16 protein-coding genes and 1 riboswitch are annotated in these 21,748 nt (G+C 41.4%); of the genes, 3 read left to right on the plus strand and 13 right to left on the minus strand.

Translation table 11 applies throughout. From position 1 onward, the window contains the following. Positions 1–27: 27 nt before the first annotated feature. The 5 genes from KYJ26_RS19850 to KYJ26_RS19870 form a co-directional block, all read right to left on the minus strand. On the minus strand, positions 28–1,185 hold the full coding sequence (locus KYJ26_RS19850) for a DUF5667 domain-containing protein (RefSeq protein ID WP_219169282.1): 1,158 nt from the start codon (positions 1,183–1,185) through the stop codon (positions 28–30). A 241-nt stretch (positions 1,186–1,426) separates the two neighbouring features. Continuing rightward, entirely contained in the window at positions 1,427–2,212 is a 786-nt protein-coding gene (locus tag KYJ26_RS19855) for a TerC family protein (RefSeq protein WP_219169284.1), read from the minus strand. Between the two features lie 97 nt (positions 2,213–2,309). Further along, positions 2,310–2,404, minus strand: a riboswitch (yybP-ykoY riboswitch). Between the two features lie 61 nt (positions 2,405–2,465). Then, on the minus strand, positions 2,466–2,927 hold the full coding sequence (locus KYJ26_RS19860; RefSeq protein WP_219169286.1) for a hypothetical protein: 462 nt from the start codon (positions 2,925–2,927) through the stop codon (positions 2,466–2,468). Between the two features lie 201 nt (positions 2,928–3,128). Then, positions 3,129–4,217: an SDR family oxidoreductase gene (locus tag KYJ26_RS19865; RefSeq protein WP_219169288.1), complete on the minus strand. Its 1,089-nt coding sequence runs from the start codon at positions 4,215–4,217 to the stop codon at positions 3,129–3,131. Between the two features lie 108 nt (positions 4,218–4,325). Continuing rightward, on the minus strand, positions 4,326–7,391 hold the full coding sequence (locus tag KYJ26_RS19870) for an efflux RND transporter permease subunit (protein WP_219169290.1): 3,066 nt from the start codon (positions 7,389–7,391) through the stop codon (positions 4,326–4,328). A gap of 201 nt (positions 7,392–7,592) precedes the next feature. Between KYJ26_RS19870 and KYJ26_RS19875 the strand changes: the two genes are divergently transcribed. Continuing rightward, positions 7,593–8,465 carry a hypothetical protein gene (locus KYJ26_RS19875; RefSeq protein WP_219169292.1) on the plus strand — a complete coding sequence of 291 codons (873 nt, stop codon included), beginning with the start codon at positions 7,593–7,595 and terminating at the stop codon, positions 8,463–8,465. A 61-nt stretch (positions 8,466–8,526) separates the two neighbouring features. Here the strand turns inward: KYJ26_RS19875 and nhaC are convergent, their stop codons facing one another. From nhaC to KYJ26_RS19895, 4 genes are all read right to left on the minus strand, one after another. Continuing rightward, entirely contained in the window at positions 8,527–9,933 is a 1,407-nt protein-coding gene (gene nhaC / locus KYJ26_RS19880) for a Na+/H+ antiporter NhaC (protein ID WP_219169294.1), read from the minus strand. Positions 9,934–10,418: 485 nt separating this feature from the next. Further along, on the minus strand, positions 10,419–11,414 hold the full coding sequence (locus KYJ26_RS19885; protein WP_257475133.1) for an EAL domain-containing protein: 996 nt from the start codon (positions 11,412–11,414) through the stop codon (positions 10,419–10,421). A gap of 251 nt (positions 11,415–11,665) precedes the next feature. Continuing rightward, a complete protein-coding gene (locus KYJ26_RS19890) occupies positions 11,666–13,234 on the minus strand; it encodes a peptide chain release factor 3 (protein WP_219169298.1) in 1,569 nt (522 codons plus the stop codon). A 203-nt stretch (positions 13,235–13,437) separates the two neighbouring features. Then, a complete protein-coding gene (locus tag KYJ26_RS19895) occupies positions 13,438–13,671 on the minus strand; it encodes a YueH family protein (RefSeq protein WP_219169300.1) in 234 nt (77 codons plus the stop codon). A gap of 171 nt (positions 13,672–13,842) precedes the next feature. On the opposite strand from KYJ26_RS19895, the gene KYJ26_RS19900 reads away from it, so the two are divergent. Next, entirely contained in the window at positions 13,843–15,060 is a 1,218-nt protein-coding gene (locus tag KYJ26_RS19900; RefSeq protein WP_219169302.1) for a NupC/NupG family nucleoside CNT transporter, read from the plus strand. Positions 15,061–15,089: 29 nt separating this feature from the next. Here KYJ26_RS19900 and KYJ26_RS19905 read toward each other — a convergent pair whose 3' ends face one another. From KYJ26_RS19905 to KYJ26_RS19915, 3 genes are all read right to left on the minus strand, one after another. Beyond that, entirely contained in the window at positions 15,090–16,169 is a 1,080-nt protein-coding gene (locus KYJ26_RS19905) for a GGDEF domain-containing protein (RefSeq protein WP_219169304.1), read from the minus strand. A 115-nt stretch (positions 16,170–16,284) separates the two neighbouring features. After that, the gene (locus tag KYJ26_RS19910) at positions 16,285–17,760 is read right to left on the minus strand and encodes a UDP-N-acetylmuramoyl-L-alanyl-D-glutamate--2,6-diaminopimelate ligase (RefSeq protein ID WP_219169306.1); all 1,476 of its coding nucleotides are present in this window, start codon (positions 17,758–17,760) and stop codon (positions 16,285–16,287) included. Between the two features lie 186 nt (positions 17,761–17,946). Then, positions 17,947–19,002 carry a M42 family metallopeptidase gene (locus KYJ26_RS19915; RefSeq protein ID WP_219169308.1) on the minus strand — a complete coding sequence of 352 codons (1,056 nt, stop codon included), beginning with the start codon at positions 19,000–19,002 and terminating at the stop codon, positions 17,947–17,949. 420 nt (positions 19,003–19,422) lie between these two features. Between KYJ26_RS19915 and KYJ26_RS19920 the strand changes: the two genes are divergently transcribed. Then, positions 19,423–20,814, plus strand: a complete 1,392-nt coding sequence (locus KYJ26_RS19920; protein WP_308807578.1) for a peptide MFS transporter — start codon at positions 19,423–19,425, stop codon at positions 20,812–20,814. A gap of 54 nt (positions 20,815–20,868) precedes the next feature. On the opposite strand, the gene KYJ26_RS19925 is transcribed toward KYJ26_RS19920, so the two are convergent. After that, entirely contained in the window at positions 20,869–21,681 is an 813-nt protein-coding gene (locus KYJ26_RS19925) for a YihY/virulence factor BrkB family protein (RefSeq protein WP_257475134.1), read from the minus strand. Positions 21,682–21,748 lie beyond the last annotated feature (67 nt).

The raw sequence follows: 21,748 nt of genomic DNA on the forward strand, positions 1-21,748 counted from the left end.
CAGCCTCTACCGTGTGATCCTGGAATATTATTCTTTATGGTGACCCTTACCGTGTTCTTTACCTTTTTCTCCGTGCTGGCGGTTCTCATCTGATTTTGAATGATGTTTCTTTTCTTCATTTTTCTTTTTATTGTATTCCTTTGCTTCTTCTTTCTCTTGTTTACGTGCTTCTTTTGCTTCTTGCTTTATCTCTTTATGTTGATTTTTCCATTCGCTTTTTGCTTCTTTTTTCTCTACACGTGGATTAACTGTTACTGGTGCAGCCTTTTCTTCTTTTACTTCTACCTCAGTAGTCTCATCAACTGACTCTTTTGCATCAGCCTCAACTGCTTCATTGTTTTCCACTGTTGTTTCTTCTATATTTAGCTCATCTTCTGCTTCAGTTTTTTCTTCTGCCTCAGCTTTTCTAGCTGCTTTTTCTTCAATTTTTGCGAGCTTTTCAGCTAATTTCATATAGCTCTTTTCTATATTTTTCTGAAGAGCCGCTTTTGCTTTAGGGTTTTTTACTTTTTCTAAGTTCGCCTTAAGAGACAGGATGTTTTGAGCCATCATTTCTTCCATTTCACTCATGTCATCTGAATTCTCTTCAGTTTTTTCTTCTATATCAGTATCATCGGCTTTTTCTTCTTCTATTACAGAATCTTCATCAGTAGCGTCGTCTTCTTCTACCACGGTTTCATCAGAATCAGCTTCTTCTTTGTCTTCTACTGTTGAATCCTCTTCACTTTCATCATCCGACCACTGATCTTCAGATTGTTCAATCATTTCGATAGCGTTATTTAAGGCATCGATGGCTTCTTCTTGTTTGCCATCTTTAAAGAGCGCTTCGACTTCTGCCAATCTTTCTGATGCATATTCAGCTAACAACTTAGCTTCTTTTGCGTCATCCATTGTAAAAGCAAGCTGAATTTTCTCAATGGCTACCTTTGCAAAATAGAAAAAGTCACCAGGAAGCAGGGAAGGAGTCTCTGTAGATTCCTTCAGATTTTCGATTTCCTTTTTGGCCGAATTTAGCATGGCATCGTCGTTCACTGCCACCGTTTCATTTGTTGTACCTTGTTCTAATTTGATGGAATCAAAGTTTTCGTCATTGGAATTTGCAAACGCTAATGAACTTGGAAAGCTGATAGAACTTGCTACAAGTACTGCTAAGGATGATTTCATGATTTTTGATTGTTTCTTCATATGTAACACCTCTGGACTGTTTTTTGATTTGGCCGATCGATCGCCTTATTAAAGGAGTTACGTATGAAGATTTTTTTTTGAGGGGGTTTTATCCAAATAAAAATTAAGAAGGGTCTGAATGAAGCACTTACTTAATGCATAAATCTGCCATCGAATCCCGTGATGAAAGGGGTATCGCCTTAAAGAATATGGTTTTATAAAAAAAGCTAACAGAGAAACTCTCTGTTAGCTTTAAACATATTTATTCAGCTTTCGCTTTTGCTTCAGTTCCTGCTTCTGTTTGTTTTGCTTTTTTCCTGGATAATAAATAGCCTCCGACAGAAAGCAGGATCAATACGCTCCAGAATACAAGCTTCCACGCTTTGGATTCAGGGAAATGGTGATCCAGAATCGCCACATCAGGATGTGCAAGTGTAAACACCGCTAGCTTCACTCCAACCCAGCCAACAATCAGAAAGGCAGCTGATTCTAAAGTAGGGTATTTCTCCAATAATTTAACAAACCAAGTCGCAGCAAAACGCATGATGACTAATCCGATGATACCACCGAGGAACATGACAATAAACTGCCCTCCGTCAATCCCACCCACATCAAACCATCCTGTTGGTTGAAGTGTTACGGCTAAAGCTACGGCAGCTAGCATTGAGTCCACAGCAAACGCGATATCTGCAAGCTCCACTTTCAGTACAGTAGTCCAGAAGCCTGAACCTTTCGCAGGCTCTGCCTCCACATCCCCAGTGTCTTTTCTCTTCTTAATGAAATGATGGATGGCCACGTAAAATAAGTAAATAGCCCCAATTGCCTGAACCTGCCACACATTGACTAAGAATGAAATGAGAAATAGTGCAGCGAACCGGAATACAAATGCCCCCAAAAGCCCATAGAATAGCGCTTTTTTTCTTTGTTCCACCGGCAAATGTTTGACCATGACAGCCATTACAACCGCGTTATCTGCAGCTAAAATCCCTTCCAGACCTACCAATATCAGCAGGACCCAGCCATATTCCAACAACATCGAAGCATCCATACATATAGTCCCTCCTATTACATAGTTAGCTTTCCAATAGGCAAGGAATTTTATAAAATAAAAAGACCCTTGCCTAAATAAGGCAAAGGTCTTGCTTAGCATAAAAATATGCCAACAAAGCCGATGGCATACACCATGAATTGACGACTTTGTTTAGGTATGAACCTATAGCTACTCCCCTTTGACAGGTAGAAAACGTTATTTATATACGCTTATTGTACCTCATAACCGGGACTTCGTAAAGATATAAGATTTAATGAAATCGAATTAGGATGGACCGTATTAAAAGCCCGATCAGTATACCTGGAATGACAAACAATATAGGTAAAAAGATCGGTCCGATAAATTTACCCAATATGTACACTTTGGGGGAATACATCAAACCCACAGTCACCATATAGGCTGACATAACAAAAGGCAAAAAACTGTACCTCGACTTCGAGCCTTCAGCAAGCTTATATGCATCCCACATAGCAAACATGTATAGACAAGGGTAGAACATCAGCCATTGATAATCAATGACACTTGCAGCCTTATGTGTCTCCCCTAAAAAGCTGTATATAATCCCTAAATTAAAATTGCTTTGGACATTGATGATGATCTCAAGAATGACAAATAATGCGCCCTTAAACCACAGACCGACAAGCAATTGAGGAAAACCCGGCAGAGCGATACTCCATAGAATTCCTTCTAATTTCGTTATAGATGACTTCATGTGCACCCCATGCAAGAAAATAAATGGTGACGGACGTCCCTATTCATGCGCTTTATGAGGTAGCTGTGTATGTAACGGTCTGTGTATCGCTTCAGGGAAATGGCCATCTTGAGATTCCTCCTATTGATGCTTCTCCTATTATTTTTACCATATCTCTCCCAATTATTACGTTGTTTGCACGTTTGTAAGAATCTGTCCCTATTAATCAATCTTCACATGCAGCTTTTCATCTAAGGAATGTTGGAGGTAAAAGGCCACCATGTGCTCGATTTGACTGGAAAGGGTCGGACAGTGAATCGATGTGCCTTTTAAATCTTCTTGTGCCATTTGACAATTGAATCTTCCCTGTAGAGTGAAATAATCCAATGCTTCTCGTTCAACTCTCAAATAGCGGCGAATAAAACGAAAACGGAGTGCCCAATAGGGGAGTGATAAAGGGATTTTTCCGACTGGTTTCTTTTTTAGCATGTGCCATAATATCTTTTCATACACTTCCTTGACGGTCAGAGGCTCAGGATCGGTGATATGATACGTCTTTCCAATCCCAACCTCTTCGTGACCCAGATGAACGGATGCCCTCACGACGTACTCAACAGGAACGATATTAATAAAAGAAAATCCTTCACCCAAATAGGGGATCCACGGGAGAAAGGATAATTGTTTAAACATGTTCATGATAAAGTAGGGGCCATCGAATTTTATTGTTTCTCCCGTCTCTGTATGTCCTTTTACAATACCGGGGCGAATGATGGTGACCGGGAGTATTCCCTTTAAACCGTCCACAAGAACTTCTGCTTCAAATTTTGTTCTTTCGTAGAAGTTATGAAAGCGGTCAGGTCGAATCAATTCACTTTCCAATACTTCTCCTTTGCGGGAACCGGCTATAAAAGCGGTGGAAAAATACACATATCTCTTTAACCCGTTAATGGTTTGACAGAATTCATTCACATGTCGTGTACCTTCTACATTCACATTCTGTGCCAGGTCCATAGGGACGGCTAGATCATATATGGCTGCTAAATGCCAAACAAACTCCACTTCATCTCTGATCTTATGGATGTCTTCCACAGACAAATCAAGGTTCGGTGCGGTAATATCCCCTTCGACAAGGATTAACTCAGCCTCTGACAAGGACTCCAGTTTCCAAATGGAATCCTCCGCCTGTTTTCTCATTGAGCCAAGGTGAAGAAAGAATATCTTTGATGCTTTATTCTGTCTCAGTAACTCCTCTACAATATTCAGACTTAAGAAACCAGGAAATCCAGTGATAAAATACACGCCTCTATTCATTTCTACTCTCTCCCTTCAATAAAAAAAGAGTCAACCCTCCTTCTGAAGCACCTCATCTAAAGAGAAGATACTTAGCATTCGGGTTAACTCTCGTTGTGTTTTTTATTCTTATGGCTTCTTCATTCTTCTTGTTTCTTTATCAAAGAAGCTGTATACAATCGGTATGACATATATGGTTAATAATGTTGAGCTGATTAATCCCCCAATGACCGCGATTCCCATTGGTTGATTGATTTCCGTACCTTCCCCTATACCCAAGGCGAGAGGCAATAAGCCGAGAATCGTGGTTAAGGCTGTCATGAAGATAGGTCTTGCCCGGTCCTGAACCGCTTCGACGATGCTGTCAAAGCTACTGGCACCGGCTTCTTTCCGTTGATTGATGTAATCGACAATGACGATTGCATTATTGACAACAATCCCAGCAAGGACAATCACCCCTATGATTGCCGAAATGCTGATAGGAGTTTGTGTAATGCTAAGGGCGATCGCTACTCCAATGACCATAAGAGGAACGGTGAACATAATGACAAACGGATATTTAAATGATTCGAATTGTGCCGCCATGACCATATACACAAGCACAATGGCTAACCCAAGGGCAAGGACCATGTCGTCAATCGAATCCTCAAGAAGCTCACGGTCCCCACTGAAGGAAACGAGTGTTTCATCTGGAAGGTCCAAGGATTCTATTTTGTTATCGACTGCCTTTGAAATGCTCCCAAGATTGGTTCCTGATGTATACTTCAGGGTAAATTGAACGGCATGCTGCTGGTCGATTCTCTGGATGCTGACAGGACCATCTTCTATGGAAAAGTCGACGACGGAATTTAACTGAATGTACTTTCCCTGACCATTCGGAATGAGGAGCTTCTTCAAAGAATCAAGATTTTCGGTAATATTCCGGTCGTACTGAACAAGTACATTAATGACATCAGAATTTCCAGTAACCATTTGAGTAGTCAGCACGCCACGGGTTACATCCTGGACAAGATTCCCTATTTGTGCAGGTGCCAACCCTTGCTCAAGAGCCTTTTCCCTATTCACTTTCATTTGAACCTCTTTTACAGTCTCCATTTGATCTGTCGAAACTTCTGATACATCCTTCATGTCTTTCAATGAAGTGAATAAAGTATCGACTGATTTATCCAATCGCAATTGATCCGTATCCCTCAAATTAAACGTAAGGGTTTGAGGACTTGATCCGGAAGTGGACTGTAGATTAAAAGAAACCTCAGCAGATTGATTTACCTTTTGCGCAGCTTGTTCCACTTCAGGCTTCGCTTCATCTGCAAAGCTAAAAATCGAACGGTCCCTCTCATTCAAAGGTTTCATTTTCACATAAATTTCTGCAATATTCCCTTTGGCACTTCCTCTGAATGATTCTTCCTGTGTTGTTCCGACAAGACTTACGAATACATCGACATCCTTTTCCTTCTCCAATTTGTCCTCAATTGCTTTTACAACTTTATTTGTCTCATCAATAGATGCTCCATTTTCTAATTCGACCCTCATGTTGAAGAAACCTTCATCTGTAGGTGGTAAAAATTGAGTTCCCACCGTTGTTAGGCCGAGGCCCCCTGCTACCAAGGTAATAAGTGTGATGAATAACACGATGAATCGATGACGAAGTGCCCATTTAACTGAACGGGCGAAATTCTTCCTGCTCTTAGAACGTCTTCGCTTCGCTTCCATATTCCCTTTAGGTTTTTTCAAAAGTCTGCTTGCGAGCATCGGGATAACCGTCAATGCCACAATGAGTGATGCCAATAAGCTGAATGAAATCGTCAGGGCAAATTCTGTGAATAATTCACCGAGCAGACCGGATATGAAGACAACCGGAAGGAAGACAGCAACCGTCGTCAGTGTTGATGCTGTGATGGCACCCCCCACTTCTTTTGCCCCGATACTGGCAGCTTCCCTTGGACTTTTCCCAAGAGATAAATGGCGGTAGATATTTTCAATAACGACAATCGCATTATCCACGAGCATCCCTATGCCGAGAGCCAATGCCCCCAAAGTCATTATATTCAATGCGAAATCAGCAAAGAACATGAGAACAAATGTAACGATGACAGAGTAAGGTATCGCAACCCCGATGATAAGAGGGCTTTTTACATTTTTAAGAAACAGAAAGAGAACGAGCATGGCAAAGGCTCCGCCAATTAAGAGGGAATTGGCAATATTTCCAATCGCTTGAGTAATGTAATCGCCTTGATCGAACAAGACATCGGCTTTTATTGATTGATATTGATCCTGTTCCAGGAGACGATTCAGCTCCTTTTGAAACGCTTTAGAAACAGAAGCTGTGTTTGCATCTGATTGTTGCAAAACACTGAACAGGATGGCCGGCTCTTCATTAGCCCGGGTGATCGTATCGGTATTCTGTTGCTTTTTCTCCACGGTTGCGACATCTGCAAGTGTGATCTTTTTACCTGATTGAGGATTCACCTGAAGGACCAAATTCTTTAATTCTTCAACGGACTGAAGCTTGCTAACAACTCTTGTGGTCAGGGTTTGCCCATTTGTGTCTATCGTATCACCTGGAGCAGTTACATTATTTGCCCGGATGGTATTGACTACATCTCCCTGACTTAACCGGTTATCCTTTAAAGACTGCTGATTTAATTCAATGACCACTTCATCTTGTAATGAACCTGATACGTTTACATTGGCGACACCTTCGACTCGTGTCAGCTCCAGTTTCAAGTTTTCTGATAGCGCTTTTAGATTATCGCCCTTCCCTTCTTCCCGCAATGAGAACTGAATGATCGGGAATTGGGCAGGATCAAATTTTAAAAACCTGGGATTTTCTGCTCCATCAGGAAGTGGGGTTTGGTCCAATCTTTGCAGGACATCATTTTCAATGTCGTCAATCGATGTCGACCATGAAAATTCAAGAAGAATGAAGTTTGAGCCTTCCCTTGAAGTCGATTGGATATTTTTCATCCCAGGCAGGGTAGACAAACTTTCTTCCAGGGGCTTCGTTACCTTTTCCATCACTTCCTGTGGGCCTGCTCCCGGATAATTGGTCACCACGACCCCTACGGGTGGATTCAGGTCTGGTATGAGTTTCAATGGTATCCTAAGGAGTGAGACCCCTCCCAAAATAAGGATAAGCAGCATCGTGACAATAGTAAAAACAGGACGACGTATGGAAAAATCACTAATCTTCAATGAAATGCTCCCCTTTCTATATCTATATCGTTCTCTTCGTTTTGTTTTTGGAAGCAGTTACTGTTAACTATAGTCTCTTCAGGAAGATCCTTCAATATTAAAGCGTCTGAGGAATAAAATACACGATTATTTAATTGTAATAAATAATTCCATCCTATCTGAGTACACTATTTTTTATACTGTAACGTAAGGAGCATTAAAATGGCGAACTGGGTTCCCTTTGTTTTCCTTAGTCTTTTCAGCATTTTCGCATTATGTATGATAGTGGTTAAAAACCGTCGTATATCTGCTAAAATCATTCTGTTCTGGCTTTTCATCTCCGGATTGGCATATGTATTCGAATATATTATTTTTGTCCTATTCAATAGCTATACGTATCATCCCCATATATTATCGAATAATTACAATGACAGCGTATTGGGATCAATCAGCTCTCAAGCATTTTCAGTTCCGGTTGCCATTACGTATATTGTTTTGTATCGGTCGACTATAAGTAGAATCGCCATCATCATCGGCGTATTTTTCGTGATTGAAACCTGGTTTATATACACAAATTTATATGAGCATCATTGGTGGGAATCGTATTATACTTCATTCTTCCTCATCATTTCTGTCATACTGGCCAAAACATGGTGGAAGTTTCTTGAATACCGCTCCAATCATTATATTCAATTTATAACGTTATTCTTTGCCCTCTCAACCGTCACGCTTTCGTTAGCCTGGATTCTTTCTTCCCTTTTGAAGCTCTATATGATACCGATGAATCATTTTTCTGACCCTGTCAGAGATTTGATTGCAGGCAATGCCATATATATCTGGTTTACCACCTACTTTTATTGCCTGGTGATATTTTTCAGACCGGGAGATTGGAAATCAATTTTTTGGAGCGTCCTCTTTCTCTTTATGATTGAGTCCTTTATGGTTCAAGAGGGTAGATTACTCCTTGAAAGCTACTGGATGATATTTATACTTCCTCTTTTTCATTTGACTATGATGAGTTTGGGGAGCCATTATTATAAGCAATATTTTGACACGTATATCGAATTGCAGAGAAAAGGACTGTCCTTTAAGTGAATCGACCTTCTTCTTTAGAAGTAATTGATTCACAAGGACAGTCCTTTTCGGTTTATGTTTATTAATTGGATATGACAGGGTTACGGTCGGTTCGTTCTTTTTCAATCGTCCAACCTGTGAATCCATATAGGATGGTTATGACAGGCGAGATGAGGCAGAAGACAGCAAACGGTAAATAATCAAGTGTTGAAACACCCAATACATCTGTCAGGAAAATACCACACACACTCCATGGAACGAGAGGATTCACAACTGTACCTGCATCCTCCAACGTGCGGGATAAGGTCTTTGGATGGAGTCCCAACTTCTTGTATTGAGACTGAAATGCTTCACCTGTCAGTAAGATGGATAAGTACTGCTCCCCCACTACAAGATTGATACCGATAGCAGATAGTGCAGTTGAAAGAATCGTTCTTCTCCCCGATTGTATGATGGCAGATACCTTATCCAAAAGTGACGGAATGATTCCGAGTTTAAACAATAATCCTCCAAGGCTGAGAGATAATATAACGAGTGAGATGGTAAACATCATGCTGTTCACTCCCCCTCTTGTTAACAGGGAGTCAACGGATTCCACCCCAGTCTTGGAGGTGTAGCCTGAGAACAACACCTGGAAGAGTTCACTTACCTTTAATGCCCCGTGAAAAGAAGATAATAAGACAGAGACGGCTATTGAAATTGCAAGAGTCAATAACGCCGGAGTTTTGTATATGATCAGTACCACCAGCAACAGAACTGGGATCAGACTATACAAATGAATCAGGTTCGTTTGCTTTAACCCTTCCTGGAGAGCATTCAGCTGTTCGAAATCCACCTGTCCATCCCCGGGTGATAAGACCGCAAAGACAATCAGTGTAATGAAGAAGGCGGGAACCGTTGTCCATGCCATATTCCGGATATGGGTAAAGAGATCCACTTTGACGATGGACGAAGCAAGATTTGTAGTATCAGACAATGGAGACATTTTATCTCCGAAAAACGCCCCGGAAACAATCGCTCCGGCTGTGATGGCCATAGATAATCCCATAGCTTCACCAATACCGATCAACGCAACACCGATGGTCGCGGCTGTAGTAAGTGAACTCCCAATCACTATCCCGCTTAAAGATGTAAGCAAGAAGGCAATAGCATAAAAATAATGCGGTGTTACAAATTCAAATCCATAAAACATTAAGGTGGGAATGGTTCCACTGATCAGCCAGCTGCTTACCAGGAGTCCTATAAAGAAAAATAATAAAATGGCACCCAATCCCCCCTGTGCACCGGCGATCATTCCTTGCTCGATCTCCTTGAATTTCACTTTGCGGAGAAGACCATAAACCATTAAAAAGAAGAGAGAAAGGATGATGGGGATGTGTGGGACCGACCCAACACCTATGATACTTACACTAATGATTCCGAGTACTGCCAGTAATACAGCGGACGCTTCAGGAACAGAAGGTTTATGAACGCTTTTAATGTTTAACATTGTAACACTTCCTTATCTAGATGTATTTGTATTGTTCGAATGGATGAAGGAATACAAAAAGAACCCTCCATCCCCCGATAGGGACGAAGAGTTCTCCGCGTTACCACCCTAATTGAAATAAACGAAAAAGCCCTGGTCAACCATACTTTTCCATTTATCCCCACTTCATAAAGGTTGTCTTTTTTATAAACACCATGGAGTGTTTAGGAACAATGTAATTCAGAATTAAGCCGGCCTGGACTTCCACCTGACGTCCAGTCTCTGATTGCTGTCCAACTGATTCCTACTGCGTTGTTCAAGACAAATATGTGATTGTAACGTTAAGAGAAATTTTCGATTCTTTCTCTCTTGAACGCTTTTAAGCTTTTATGCACTAAAGTATTTTATAGTAGTATATTATCACGTTCTTATGATTTGTCAAGGAAATGCTTTAAATTCCCCTAAAAAATACACCCCACCCGATTTATGGGCGAGGCTTGTACAGCTTAAACGAATTGGGACTCAGCAAATGGCATCAGCGCTTCTTCGGTTGGTTTCCCAATGAAATACCCTTGTGCATAGTGCATACCGATATCTTTACAAAAGAGCAGTTCTTCTCTTCTTTCTATTCCTTCTGCAAGGACGAGAATGTCTAATTCCCCTGCAATCTTCATCACTTTCCGTAGAAATTCCTGATTTTGTTCAACCTGGTCACAGTGATCGATAAATGATCGGTCAATCTTTACATAATCCGGTTTAAGCAATGTTAACATTTCGACTGTTGCAAAACCTGAACCCACGTCATCAAGAGCCACTTTCATACCTTCTCGTTTATATACGTCAAGAACAGAACGCAAATGATTTACATCATCAATCTTTTCAGTTTCAACTACTTCAAATACAAGGTCTTTGGGGTTCACACCGCATTCATTCACAATCTTGAAGGTATGTCGCAAACAGAATTCAGGGTTATATATGGTCGAAGGGAGAAAGTTGATGAAACTCTTCGTCCCTGGATCGATTTGACCTTGTCTGCACTCGATTGCTGATTTCCTTGCTTTCTGATCCAACATGGAATGAAAGCCGGTTAGAGATGCGACTTCAAATAACTCGGCTGGATTGATCCTGTCTATGCCATTATCTGCACGTAAGAGAGATTCATATCCATACAAACTGAAATCATCAAGAGCAATGATGGGCTGAAGATGACTCTTGAACTCACCCTGTTGTATGACGTTTACCATCTTTCTATGTTTAATCAAATGAAGGAACTTCCTTGCAGGGAGGAACGCTCCATGCTGCCTTGAACAATTTATACTGCAGCTCCATCCATCACTAGTCATCAATGATTCTATGCTTGAGAGTCTCCCGTAAAGTTCATTCAGGTCGTCGTATTGAAATGCATATGTGTTTGGTCCCGCCTTTTGAAAGTTTCCAGTCAACGGAACTGGATGGGGTCGTTCATTATGTAAGAAAAAGAATCCTTTCTCATGATATTCCATCTGTACTCCACAGCTTTTGCAAGCATACTCCATTTACATCACTCTTCCTTTCAATCAAACTGCATAAAATACCCATACCCACATACTAATTCTTTTAACCCAAAAAACGCCAGGAATATCCCTTTATTTTAGGAAAAAATAACTTGATATTTGTAAAAATATGTATAGTATCAGTTCATTAACGTAAGTGAGAAGGAATCCAGTTATAATCAAAAGCACCCCTCCTGGAACAGAGGGGTGCCTTCACTCATTTACATTAAGCTGTATAATCGAATATCAGGGTTTTTATCATTGAACCATCTCATGGCAAAATCATTTTCAAACAAGAAAACCAAATTGTCATGACGATCTTTTACCAACATGCTGCGGGAGCTGGACATGGATTCCTTGACATCTTCTTCATTTTCAATCCATCTGGCAATTTTAGATCCGATTGGCTCCATTTTCACATCAACATTGTACTCATTTTTCATTCTGTGCTCAAATACTTCAAATTGCAGTTGTCCAACTGCTCCAAGGATGATATCTTCTGTGCGGGTCTTATAGTATTGAATCGCACCTTCTTGAACGAGTTGAAGAATCCCTTTTTGGAAGTGTTTCTGCTTCATTACGTTCTTTGCAGTTACACGGACAAAGAGTTCCGGTGTAAACTGAGGCAGTTTTTCATATTGAAATCCCTGCTTCCCTTGGACGAGTGTATCACCGATTTGATACGTACCCGTGTCATAAACCCCTATGATGTCCCCACTGACTGCTTCATTTACTGTACTGCGGTCATCTGCAAGAAACTGAGTGGATTGAGCAAGCTTTATGGACTTTCCTGTTCGGGAAAGGTTAACTGTCATTCCTCTCTCGAATTGACCTGAACAAATCCGTACAAATGCAATTCGATCGCGGTGAGCTGGATTCATATTGGCTTGAATTTTAAATACAAAGCCCGAGAAATCTTCTGCCGTCGGCTCAATTTCACCTGCGTCAGAATTTCTTGGCTGGGGAGAAGGTGCAAATTCCAAATAGGTTTCAAGGAATGTTTGTACCCCAAAGTTGGTTAATGCACTCCCGAAAAACACGGGAGATAGCTCCCCATTTGCAATCCTTTCACGTGAAAATTGATTACCCGCTTCATTCAGAAGTAATACATCTTCCAGTGTTTGATGATAAAGATTGCTATCTTTAAGCGAATGCTCTCCTTCTATTTCGCCTTCTTCATTTAAAGGAATAAAGCGATCGTCTTCTTCCACACGGAATTTTTCGATTCGGTTATGGAAGCGGTCATAAATCCCTAAAAACTCCTTACCCATACCAATCGGCCAGTTCATCGGATAAGATTGAATTCCTAATACTTCTTCAAGCTCTTCCAATAATTCCAACGGCTCCCGCCCTTGGCGGTCAAGCTTGTTGATAAAGGTGAAGATTGGAATGCCTCTCATTCGGCAAACCTTGAAGAGTTTAAGCGTCTGGGCTTCGATCCCTTTTGCTGAGTCAATAATCATAACAGCGCTGTCTACAGCCATTAATGTTCTGTAAGTATCTTCAGAAAAGTCCTGATGACCAGGAGTATCCAGGATATTTACACGATAATCATTATAATCGAATGCCATAACAGAAGAAGTAACCGAAATCCCCCTCTGCTTTTCGATTTCCATCCAGTCAGATGTAGCGAACTTTCCTGATTTCTTTCCTTTAACTGTTCCAGCTGCACGAATCGCTCCTCCGAATAGAAGAAGCTGCTCTGTTAAAGTTGTTTTCCCGGCATCCGGGTGGGAAATGATGGCGAAAGTCCGTCTCGACTGAACTTCCTGTATAAAGTCTATTTTCATTCATAAAATCCTTTCTCGTCATTCTCACTTTCTCATCATATTCGTTCTAAAGTAACAATGCAACAAAGAATCAGTGCCATGCTAAGGCTGAATCTTTTCTAAAGGCTGTTTTCGAAAACATTGTTGTTCATGCATGTGGCGAGTAGTGGTTGTTTACAGCGAGAGGTGCTTGCTTTCCTCAGGGATGCGCAGTGAGCCTTCTTCTACATCTCAGCTGTCCATTGAAGGATACGGGAACTTAGGATCTCGGCTGTCTCAGGTGCGATCCTTTCCTTTAAAGATTGCATTAATTTCGTTTGCATATGTTCCTCTTCATATGTAAATGAATAAGACCATTGGATATCTGGAACAGCAATGACGAAAAACTCTTCTTTCTTATTTTCATAAATAAATACTTTTTGTTCCATTCCTTCCAAAAAATTTTTTCTGATCTTCATTTTTGTATCCCCTTTCATGAAAACGCTGTATTTGCGCATACTAACGACACTGTTGTCCGTACAACTTTCGACAAATCTTGCATTTGTAGGTTGTCAGACGTCTGAAAGAATTGTAAAATAAAAAACCGAAAGCATCAAGTTTCAATCATACTTATCGAAGAGGTGAAAGAAGTGCAATATTTATGGGGTATCATGGGAATCATTGTCGTAATGGGAATTGCTTTTGCATTTTCTAAGAACAAGAAGCGGGTTAATGTCAGAACAGTCCTTGGTGGGCTTGCCATACAGTTATTTTTCGCTTTTATCGTATTAAAGACGTCTTGGGGACAGGGCGCCCTTAAAGGTTTGACCGAAGTGGTGAATGCCATCATCAATTATTCCAACGAGGGTATCACATTCCTGTTTGGTGGACTTTACACTGAAGAATCTAACATAGCGTTCATTTTTGCATTTAATGTACTTCCAGTCGTTATTTTCTTCTCAGCTTTAATTTCAGTCCTTTATTATCTTAAAATCATGCAATTCTTCATCAAGATTCTAGGTGGAGGTTTGTCAAAACTATTGGGTACCAGGAAAGCGGAATCATTGTCTGCCGCTGCCAATATCTTTGTTGGACAAACGGAAGCGCCTTTAGTTGTAAGACCTTTCTTATCGAAGATGACTGAATCAGAACTCTTCGCCGTCATGACGGGAGGATTGGCATCTGTCGCGGGTTCAGTCCTTGTTGGATATTCTCTGTTAGGAGTTCCCTTGGAATACTTGCTTGCTGCAAGTTTCATGGCTGCTCCTGCTGGTCTCGTAATGGCCAAGTTATTTGTTCCTGAAACAGATGATTCTCCTGAACCTGAAGAGTTTGAAATGGAAGCGGATTCGGAATCCGCCAATGTGATTGATGCTGCTGCAAACGGTGCAAGTGTCGGGCTGCAATTAGCTTTAAACATCGGTGCGATGCTTCTTGCATTCATTGCGTTAGTTGCGTTGATTAATGGATTACTTGGATTGGTTGGTGGATGGTTTGGATTTGACAGCCTTTCACTTCAGCTTATTCTTGGTTACGTATTTGCACCACTTGCCTTCGCAATCGGAGTACCATGGCATGAAGCGGTTACAGCAGGAAACTTCATTGGGCAAAAACTTGTCATTAATGAATTTGTAGCTTATTCAGCTTTCGCTCCGGAGATCGGGAACCTATCCGATAAAACAGTTGCGATTATTTCATTTGCATTATGCGGCTTCGCCAATCTTTCCTCACTTGGGATTTTACTTGGCGGACTTGGTAATCTTGCACCGAACCGCAGAGGAGATATTGCCCGCTTGGGATTAAGAGCAGTCGCAGCAGGTGCACTTGCTTCATTATTAAGTGCTGCCATTGCAGGAATGTTCATATAATATCTCTTCATCAAAAAAGAAGCGTGCCGTTAACGGCACGCTTCTTTTTCATTTTGGATTTCATTTTCAGGTATGAAAAATTTGTCATTTGTCAGACAAGTCCTGCACTTACCCGATTTCTTGGCAACATAGAGCCTTTGATCTGCAAGAGCAATCAATTTCTCGGGTTCATCTGTTTCAGAAGATTGAGCCTGACCAAAGCTCATGGAGATAGGCAGTGGCTCCAACTCCTTTAACCGATCGTATAATACGTAAAGAAACCTTTCAAGGATACTGTCTTCCATGTACGGCAATATAAAGACGAATTCCTCTCCACCATACCTAAATGCCTGACCATTATAAGCTTCGGCGTGAATACGGAAGACGTCACCTGCCTTACGTATGAGATCATCACCTGTTAAATGACCATATTCATCATTCACTTTCTTGAAATCATCTATATCACCAATCAGTAAGTTGAAGCATTCATTTTGTTCCAGCCTGCTTCTGAACCTTTCCTGAAACGAACGGTGATTTAATAAACCTGATAAGTAATCTTTATGGGCGAGATGATGATAGGCCTCTTTCTGAACATGCTGGGCACGCTCCCTCAGCATGATTAATGCACCGAATAATCCAATGATCCAAAGAAAAAACAGATTGAATGTCAATGTGAAATATTCGTGAAATTCCGTGATGTCAACAGTCACTAATCCCATCGCAATGTAAGCTGTGCTAAATGCTGCAAGTGAAATTAACGCCCCCTTTGTTCTCCAATAAATCGTGGCGTGCATCACGAATAATATGGAAATCGGATAAAGCGGACTATGAATCCCTTCAGATAAGAACATCAGCCAGATCAGTGCCAGATAATCGAAAACGATACCCGCTTTCAGAATCAATTTCAAACTGCGCTTGTCCTCCCTTGCCCGTATCAGGGCTATTTGAGTCACCAGCATATACAATACTCCGGATACCAACAGATAAGGAAAAACCGTCTTATTGGTGGAGATATTTTCTGAAAAAGGAGGAACGTAAAATAATAGGGTGGCAATCAAGACGAACAACCACCTTAAAGTTGAAAACAATTTTTCAGTTTCATAATCATTCAAGTATAATGAAAATTTCATTCGCGTCATTCTTTCATCATTTAATAGATAGTTTAAATTTACCAAAGATTGTGAATTTCGTCTATCGTTATCAAAAAAAGACAGACCGCTTTTTAGTGGTCTGTCTCCCATCACGTTATTCAGTTATCCCATACTTCATCTTGCTCTCTTCTATGGCGATTTGTTTATCGCTATGAGGATATTTTGTATTTTCGATGATTTGATAATCCTCATGTCCTTTTCCTGCAAAGATGATGATATCTCCAGGTTCACTCACTTCGATGGCATGCTTAACTGCTTCTGCACGATCACCTATGAGGGCAAATTGTTCATGCTGCATCCCTTTTTCAAGATCATTCAGGATGCTGTCGTATTCTTCATATCGCGGGTCATCTGTCGTTAAGATGACGTAGTCCGCCAGCGATGCTTTTTCTGCCATGGTCGGTCTCTTTGACTTGTCTCGGTTTCCACCGGTACCTACAAGAAAGATGATTTTATTCTCCTTAAACGGGAGCACTGATTGTATGGCATTCTCGATGGCATCAGGAGTATGGGCGTAATCGATATAAACAGATAACGGCGCCTTCATCTCTACCTTCTCCATCCGACCATTTACAGGAGGAAGATCACGGACAATCTCTACGAGCCTGGATATTTCCATTCCTCTTGCATAAAGGCAAGCGATGGCCGTCAATACATTATACACATTGAATTTCCCTAAGAGCTTCATTTCCACATCGAAGCTTCCTTCGGGAGAATTTAATGTGAACCTGGTTAAATCATTGAAGTATTCTACATTGACAGCTCTGAAGTCTGCGTTTTCTTCCAATCCGTAACTGATGACTTCATGTGGAGTCATATAGCTGTAGCGATGATACCATTCGTCATCTGCATTCAGCACGACATACTTTGGATTTTGAAGGTCCTGACCCAATTGGGAGAATAAAAGACCTTTTGCGTAACCATAATGCTCCATCGTTCCATGATAATCCAGATGATCATGACTCAGGTTTGTGAAGGCAACCACATCAAAGTCGATACCCCATAACCTTCCAAGAGCCAAGCCATGAGAGGATACCTCAAGTGTGAAGTTATCTATGCCCCTGTCTAACGCACTTTGCATCATCTGCTGATTTGTTAAATTGTCGCATGTCGTGTTTTCACTTGGAAGCATCTCCCCATCAAGGTTAAAACCGATGGTGCCTGATAATGCTGAGCGTTGATTCGAGCTTTTCAGGATGGAGTGGATCAAATTGCTGACCGTGGTCTTCCCGTTGGTCCCTGTCACTCCGAACACAGTGAGTTTTTGTGACGGGTAATTATAGAATTTATTCGATAATTGAGCGAGCGCCTTGAATGTATCCTTCACTACGACTAATGCCGCTTTTTCTAAATCGATATCCAGTTGTTTTTCCGCCACTATCACAGTAGCACCTTTTTCAACGGCCATTGCTGCAAAGTCATGCCCATCCACTGTGTATCCTCTAGTGCAGACAAACATGGTGCCGTCAGTCACTTTTCTTGAGTCAACGTGAATATCGCTAATGGCAGAAGGGAGTTCACCGTAAATCGTTTTTAATTTCATGCTTTCTAACAGATTATATGTAATCATTCTTATACCTCATTTAGTTAGATTGTTTCTTTATTTTATCTTATCATCTTAGCTTTGATAAGAGAAATACCTCCTAAACTAAGAACTAAATTTTCTCACACAAATGTCACCTTACCCAAGCTTTGCGCGATTGAAACCAAAAAAGCCCCCCATCACCCATAGTACGGATGACGGAAGACTCCTTGTTCATTCAGTGACCATCTTCGATTGCACATAATGCCAAAGTAATGTTTCAGTGTGAAGGATCGAAGACTCATGTGTCCGTTCATAGGCATGAGATGCGTCGATTCCCGCACCTATCAAACCATGGACAATATCAAAACCTGCGCGGATCGCCGCTGAAGCATCTGAACCGTAATAAGGATAAATATCGACCTTATAGTCGATGGCATTCTCTTCTGCCAGTGAAATTAGATGCTTGCGAAGTCCGTAGTGATATGGTCCGCTTGAATCTTTCGCGCATATGGAGACCGTGTATTCATCCGTACTTTGCCCGTCGCCGATTGCCCCCATATCGACAGCTAAATACTCAATCGTTTCATCAGGAATATTCGAATTCCCCCCATAACCGATTTCCTCATTGTTCGAAATCAAGAAATGCGTTGTATATGGAAGCGTCACGCCTTCAGATTGGATGTGGCGTATCAATCGTAAGAGCATCCCTACACTCGCTTTATCATCCAGATGACGGGATTTAATAAATCCGCTGTCTGTAATTTCAGCACGGGGGTCGAATGATACGAAATCCCCCACTTCAATGCCAAGTTCCCTCACCTCTTTGGCATTACGCACTTTTTCATCAATCCGTACTTCTATATTTGTTTCGTCTCGTTTCGCTTCGCCTGCATTTTTGTAAACGTGAACGGATGTTTGATGCATGAGAATGGTTCCACTGAATGTTTTGCCTGAAGAAGTTTCAATCTGACAGTACTCCCCTTCCACTGCATTCCATCTGTAACCACCGATCATGGATAAGCGTAACCGGCCATCGTTCTTTATTTCCTTGACCATGGCACCGAGTGCATCTACGTGCGCAGTTAGCATGCGGTGTCTTTCTGTATCTTCACCAGGTAATGTGATGATCAGGGCACCCTTCCGATTCCTTCTCATCTCTAAATGTAAATCTGACAGATATTCCTCGACAAAACTCATGATTTTATTTGTATTACCTGAAGGACTTGGAATTTCCACAAGTTCCTTTATCAATTGAATGGTTTTCTTCGTATCAGGATATGTATTCATTTAACTCCCCCCTTTCGTTATTATATCGTCTTTTGTCAGATAACTACAAATCTTCTTCACCGAATATTCCAGCGGATGTTCCTGGTTTTATTCAAATTCCTTTCAAATCTCTTCCGTTTTCCCTCATGAAAAGGATGCAGAAATCCACACTCATCACAACTGAGGAAAACGACATTCCCCCCCAGCTTCTGTCCTTTTGGATACATCACGTGTTCACTTCCATATTCCTCCCTCATAAATAATTCATTTTCCGTTAACGATGAGTGGCCACAATATAAACATCCTTTAAACACATTTTTCACCGCCCCTTTTTGTACATGCCTATGAAAAGAACGGGAATACTATGAGAGGATTTGTAAAAAAGTTCTGCTCCCTTTTCTACCGAAACGAATCACAATGATTAAAGACAGGAGTGATAGAGTGAACTCATCAACATTAGACAGCTTACCTCAAGGCAAGAAACATCCTAAGGGTTTATATCTGTTGTTCTTCACTGAGTTATGGGAACGCTACAGTTACTATGGAATGAGGGCCCTTCTGGTTCTATATTTAACAACCGCTTTTGTAAGCGGGGGCTTGGGTGTCGATCCTGCAAAGGCCTTGTCCATCTATGGTATTTATACAGGCAGTGTATACTTCACTCCTATTTTGGGAGGGTGGTTGACTGATCGATATATCGGACTGAGGAAGGCAATAACCATTGGTGGAATCACAATGGCATGCGGAGACTTCACCATTTTCCTTACCCACTCCCAAATCGGTTTATATGGGGGACTTGCCCTCCTCGTCCTTGGCAATGGATTCTTCAAACCGAATATTTCGACGCTCGTCGGTGAGCTCTACCCAAGGAATGATAAACGCAAAGATGCAGCCTTTACCATTTTTTATATGGGCATTAACCTTGGTGCACTATTCGCACCACTCATTGCAGGCTACCTTGCAGAAGACCTGTTTCTCACTACCATGGCGGACGGAACGATGCATTACGGATTCAAATGGGCATTCCTTGCATCCTCCATAGGGATGATCACCGGACAGATCATCTTTAGTTCATTGAACAACAAATATCTTGGAACTGTTGGGCTGAAACCAAATAAACAGCTGGCAGAAGAAGCAAATGAAGATCGAAATATTCCACTGTCCAAGAAGGAAAAGCAGCGGACAACGGCCATCCTGATTCTAGCCTGTTTCGTCGTATTTTTCTGGGCTGGATTTGAGCAGGCAGGGAGTTCATTCACCCTTTACACAAAAAACTTCATTGACCGGGAAGTATTTGGTTACACAATACCTGTTGCCTGGTTCCAATCTGTGAATCCCCTGTTCATCGTGATCCTTGCTCCCATTCTTTCAGGCGTATGGTTGCGTCTATCACGATCCAAAAGAGGAGACCTGAATATGACGACAAAGATGGGTATCGGAATGATCCTCTTGGGTCTCGGGTTCATGGTCCTCATTCCTGCAGTCATGCAGACCGGTTCAGATGAACAGAACATCACGGAAAAAGCCAACTTGTTATTCATCATCTTCACGTATTTGCTTCATACACTTGGAGAACTGTTCCTTTCACCTGTAGGATTGTCATTAGTCAGTAAAGTCGCACCCGTTAAGATTGCGTCGCTATTGATGGGAGTATGGATGGCTGCCATTGGGGTGGCGAGTCTCCTCGCAGGACAGCTGGCTTCACTCACAGCAACCCTGGGTTACTTAGAAATTTTCGCTGTCATTGGAGCTGTAGCCATTATCCTGGGCCTTGTTTTATTAACCATATCAAAGAAGCTTGTCGTTATGATGAAAGAAGAGGGACAAGTGTGAAGGGAAAAGGTACTCATAGTAGAAAAAATCGCTTGGCTCTGAGCCAAGCGATTTCTATTTCAGCGTCTTCTCCGCTATACTGCCGTTCAGCAAACCACCGATCAAGAGGATGGTCGACGAAATATAAAACCAGACCACCAACGTGATGACACTACCCAACTGTCCGTAAAACTGTGAGTAATCGTTCAATTTAACATACGTTCCATAAATCCAGGAAACTCCCTGCCACCCGAAAGTCGCAACCAGAGCCCCAGGAATGACATGAAGAAATGATATACGCTTACTTGGGACGACCATATAAAGAAAAACGAAAAGAAGGAACATGAAGACTGAACTCAGCCCCCATTTACCGATCACCCACGCCTGACTCCAGTCACCGTTAATCTTACCTTCTGTAAACCGTGCATGACGGATATACTCCTCTACTACCGGAACGATGAGGGAGAATGAGATAAGAATCATAAATCCGACAGTCAGCAAGAGATCATAAAGCAATGCGATGATAAACGGCTTCTTCCTTTCTATACGATATGCCTGGTTAAGTGAACGCACCATCGATTGAACGGCCATTGACGAAAGCCAGAAGGTAAAGAATATTGAAATGGACAAAACGTCCCCTCTTTGATCGTAAAGGATCCGTTCAATATTGCTTTGAATGATGGCGTATGATTTATCCGGCGCAAAAGGCTTGATCAGAAGCAACACATTTGTTTCGGATATGGGAAGAAAACTGATCAATGAAAACACAGAAATCAAAAATGGAAAGATGGATAAGAGTAAGTAATATGCCAACTGTGCAGAATGATCAAAGAAACGCTCCTTGAAAAATCGAATGATAACTGCCTTTGAATGGTGCATAAAATTCATAATCTAGACTCCTAATAAAGAAAGGATATTCTTATTTTCCCCTTTCTTTTGCAATTCAATCCAATTT

The organism is Rossellomorea orangium, assembly GCF_019334305.1.
Classification (GTDB): domain Bacteria; phylum Bacillota; class Bacilli; order Bacillales; family Bacillaceae_B; genus Rossellomorea.

Excerpts from the sequence above, each read along its gene's own strand:
- nhaC (WP_219169294.1), bottom strand. The coding sequence starts at position 9,933 with ATGTTAAACATTAAAAGCGTTCATAAACCTTCTGTTCCTGAAGCGTCC.
- KYJ26_RS19925 (WP_257475134.1), bottom strand. The coding sequence starts at position 21,681 with ATGAATTTTATGCACCATTCAAAGGCAGTTATCATTCGATTTTTCAAG.
- KYJ26_RS19865 (WP_219169288.1), bottom strand. The coding sequence starts at position 4,217 with ATGAATAGAGGCGTGTATTTTATCACTGGATTTCCTGGTTTCTTAAGT.
- KYJ26_RS19855 (WP_219169284.1), bottom strand. The coding sequence starts at position 2,212 with ATGGATGCTTCGATGTTGTTGGAATATGGCTGGGTCCTGCTGATATTG.
- KYJ26_RS19895 (WP_219169300.1), bottom strand. The coding sequence starts at position 13,671 with ATGAAGATCAGAAAAAATTTTTTGGAAGGAATGGAACAAAAAGTATTT.
- KYJ26_RS19905 (WP_219169304.1), bottom strand. The coding sequence starts at position 16,169 with ATGAAATTTTCATTATACTTGAATGATTATGAAACTGAAAAATTGTTT.
- KYJ26_RS19875 (WP_219169292.1), top strand. The coding sequence starts at position 7,593 with ATGGCGAACTGGGTTCCCTTTGTTTTCCTTAGTCTTTTCAGCATTTTC.
- KYJ26_RS19910 (WP_219169306.1), bottom strand. The coding sequence starts at position 17,760 with ATGATTACATATAATCTGTTAGAAAGCATGAAATTAAAAACGATTTAC.
- KYJ26_RS19890 (WP_219169298.1), bottom strand. The coding sequence starts at position 13,234 with ATGAAAATAGACTTTATACAGGAAGTTCAGTCGAGACGGACTTTCGCC.
- KYJ26_RS19885 (WP_257475133.1), bottom strand. The coding sequence starts at position 11,414 with ATGGAATATCATGAGAAAGGATTCTTTTTCTTACATAATGAACGACCC.
- KYJ26_RS19850 (WP_219169282.1), bottom strand. The coding sequence starts at position 1,185 with ATGAAGAAACAATCAAAAATCATGAAATCATCCTTAGCAGTACTTGTA.
- KYJ26_RS19860 (WP_219169286.1), bottom strand. The coding sequence starts at position 2,927 with ATGAAGTCATCTATAACGAAATTAGAAGGAATTCTATGGAGTATCGCT.
- KYJ26_RS19915 (WP_219169308.1), bottom strand. The coding sequence starts at position 19,002 with ATGAATACATATCCTGATACGAAGAAAACCATTCAATTGATAAAGGAA.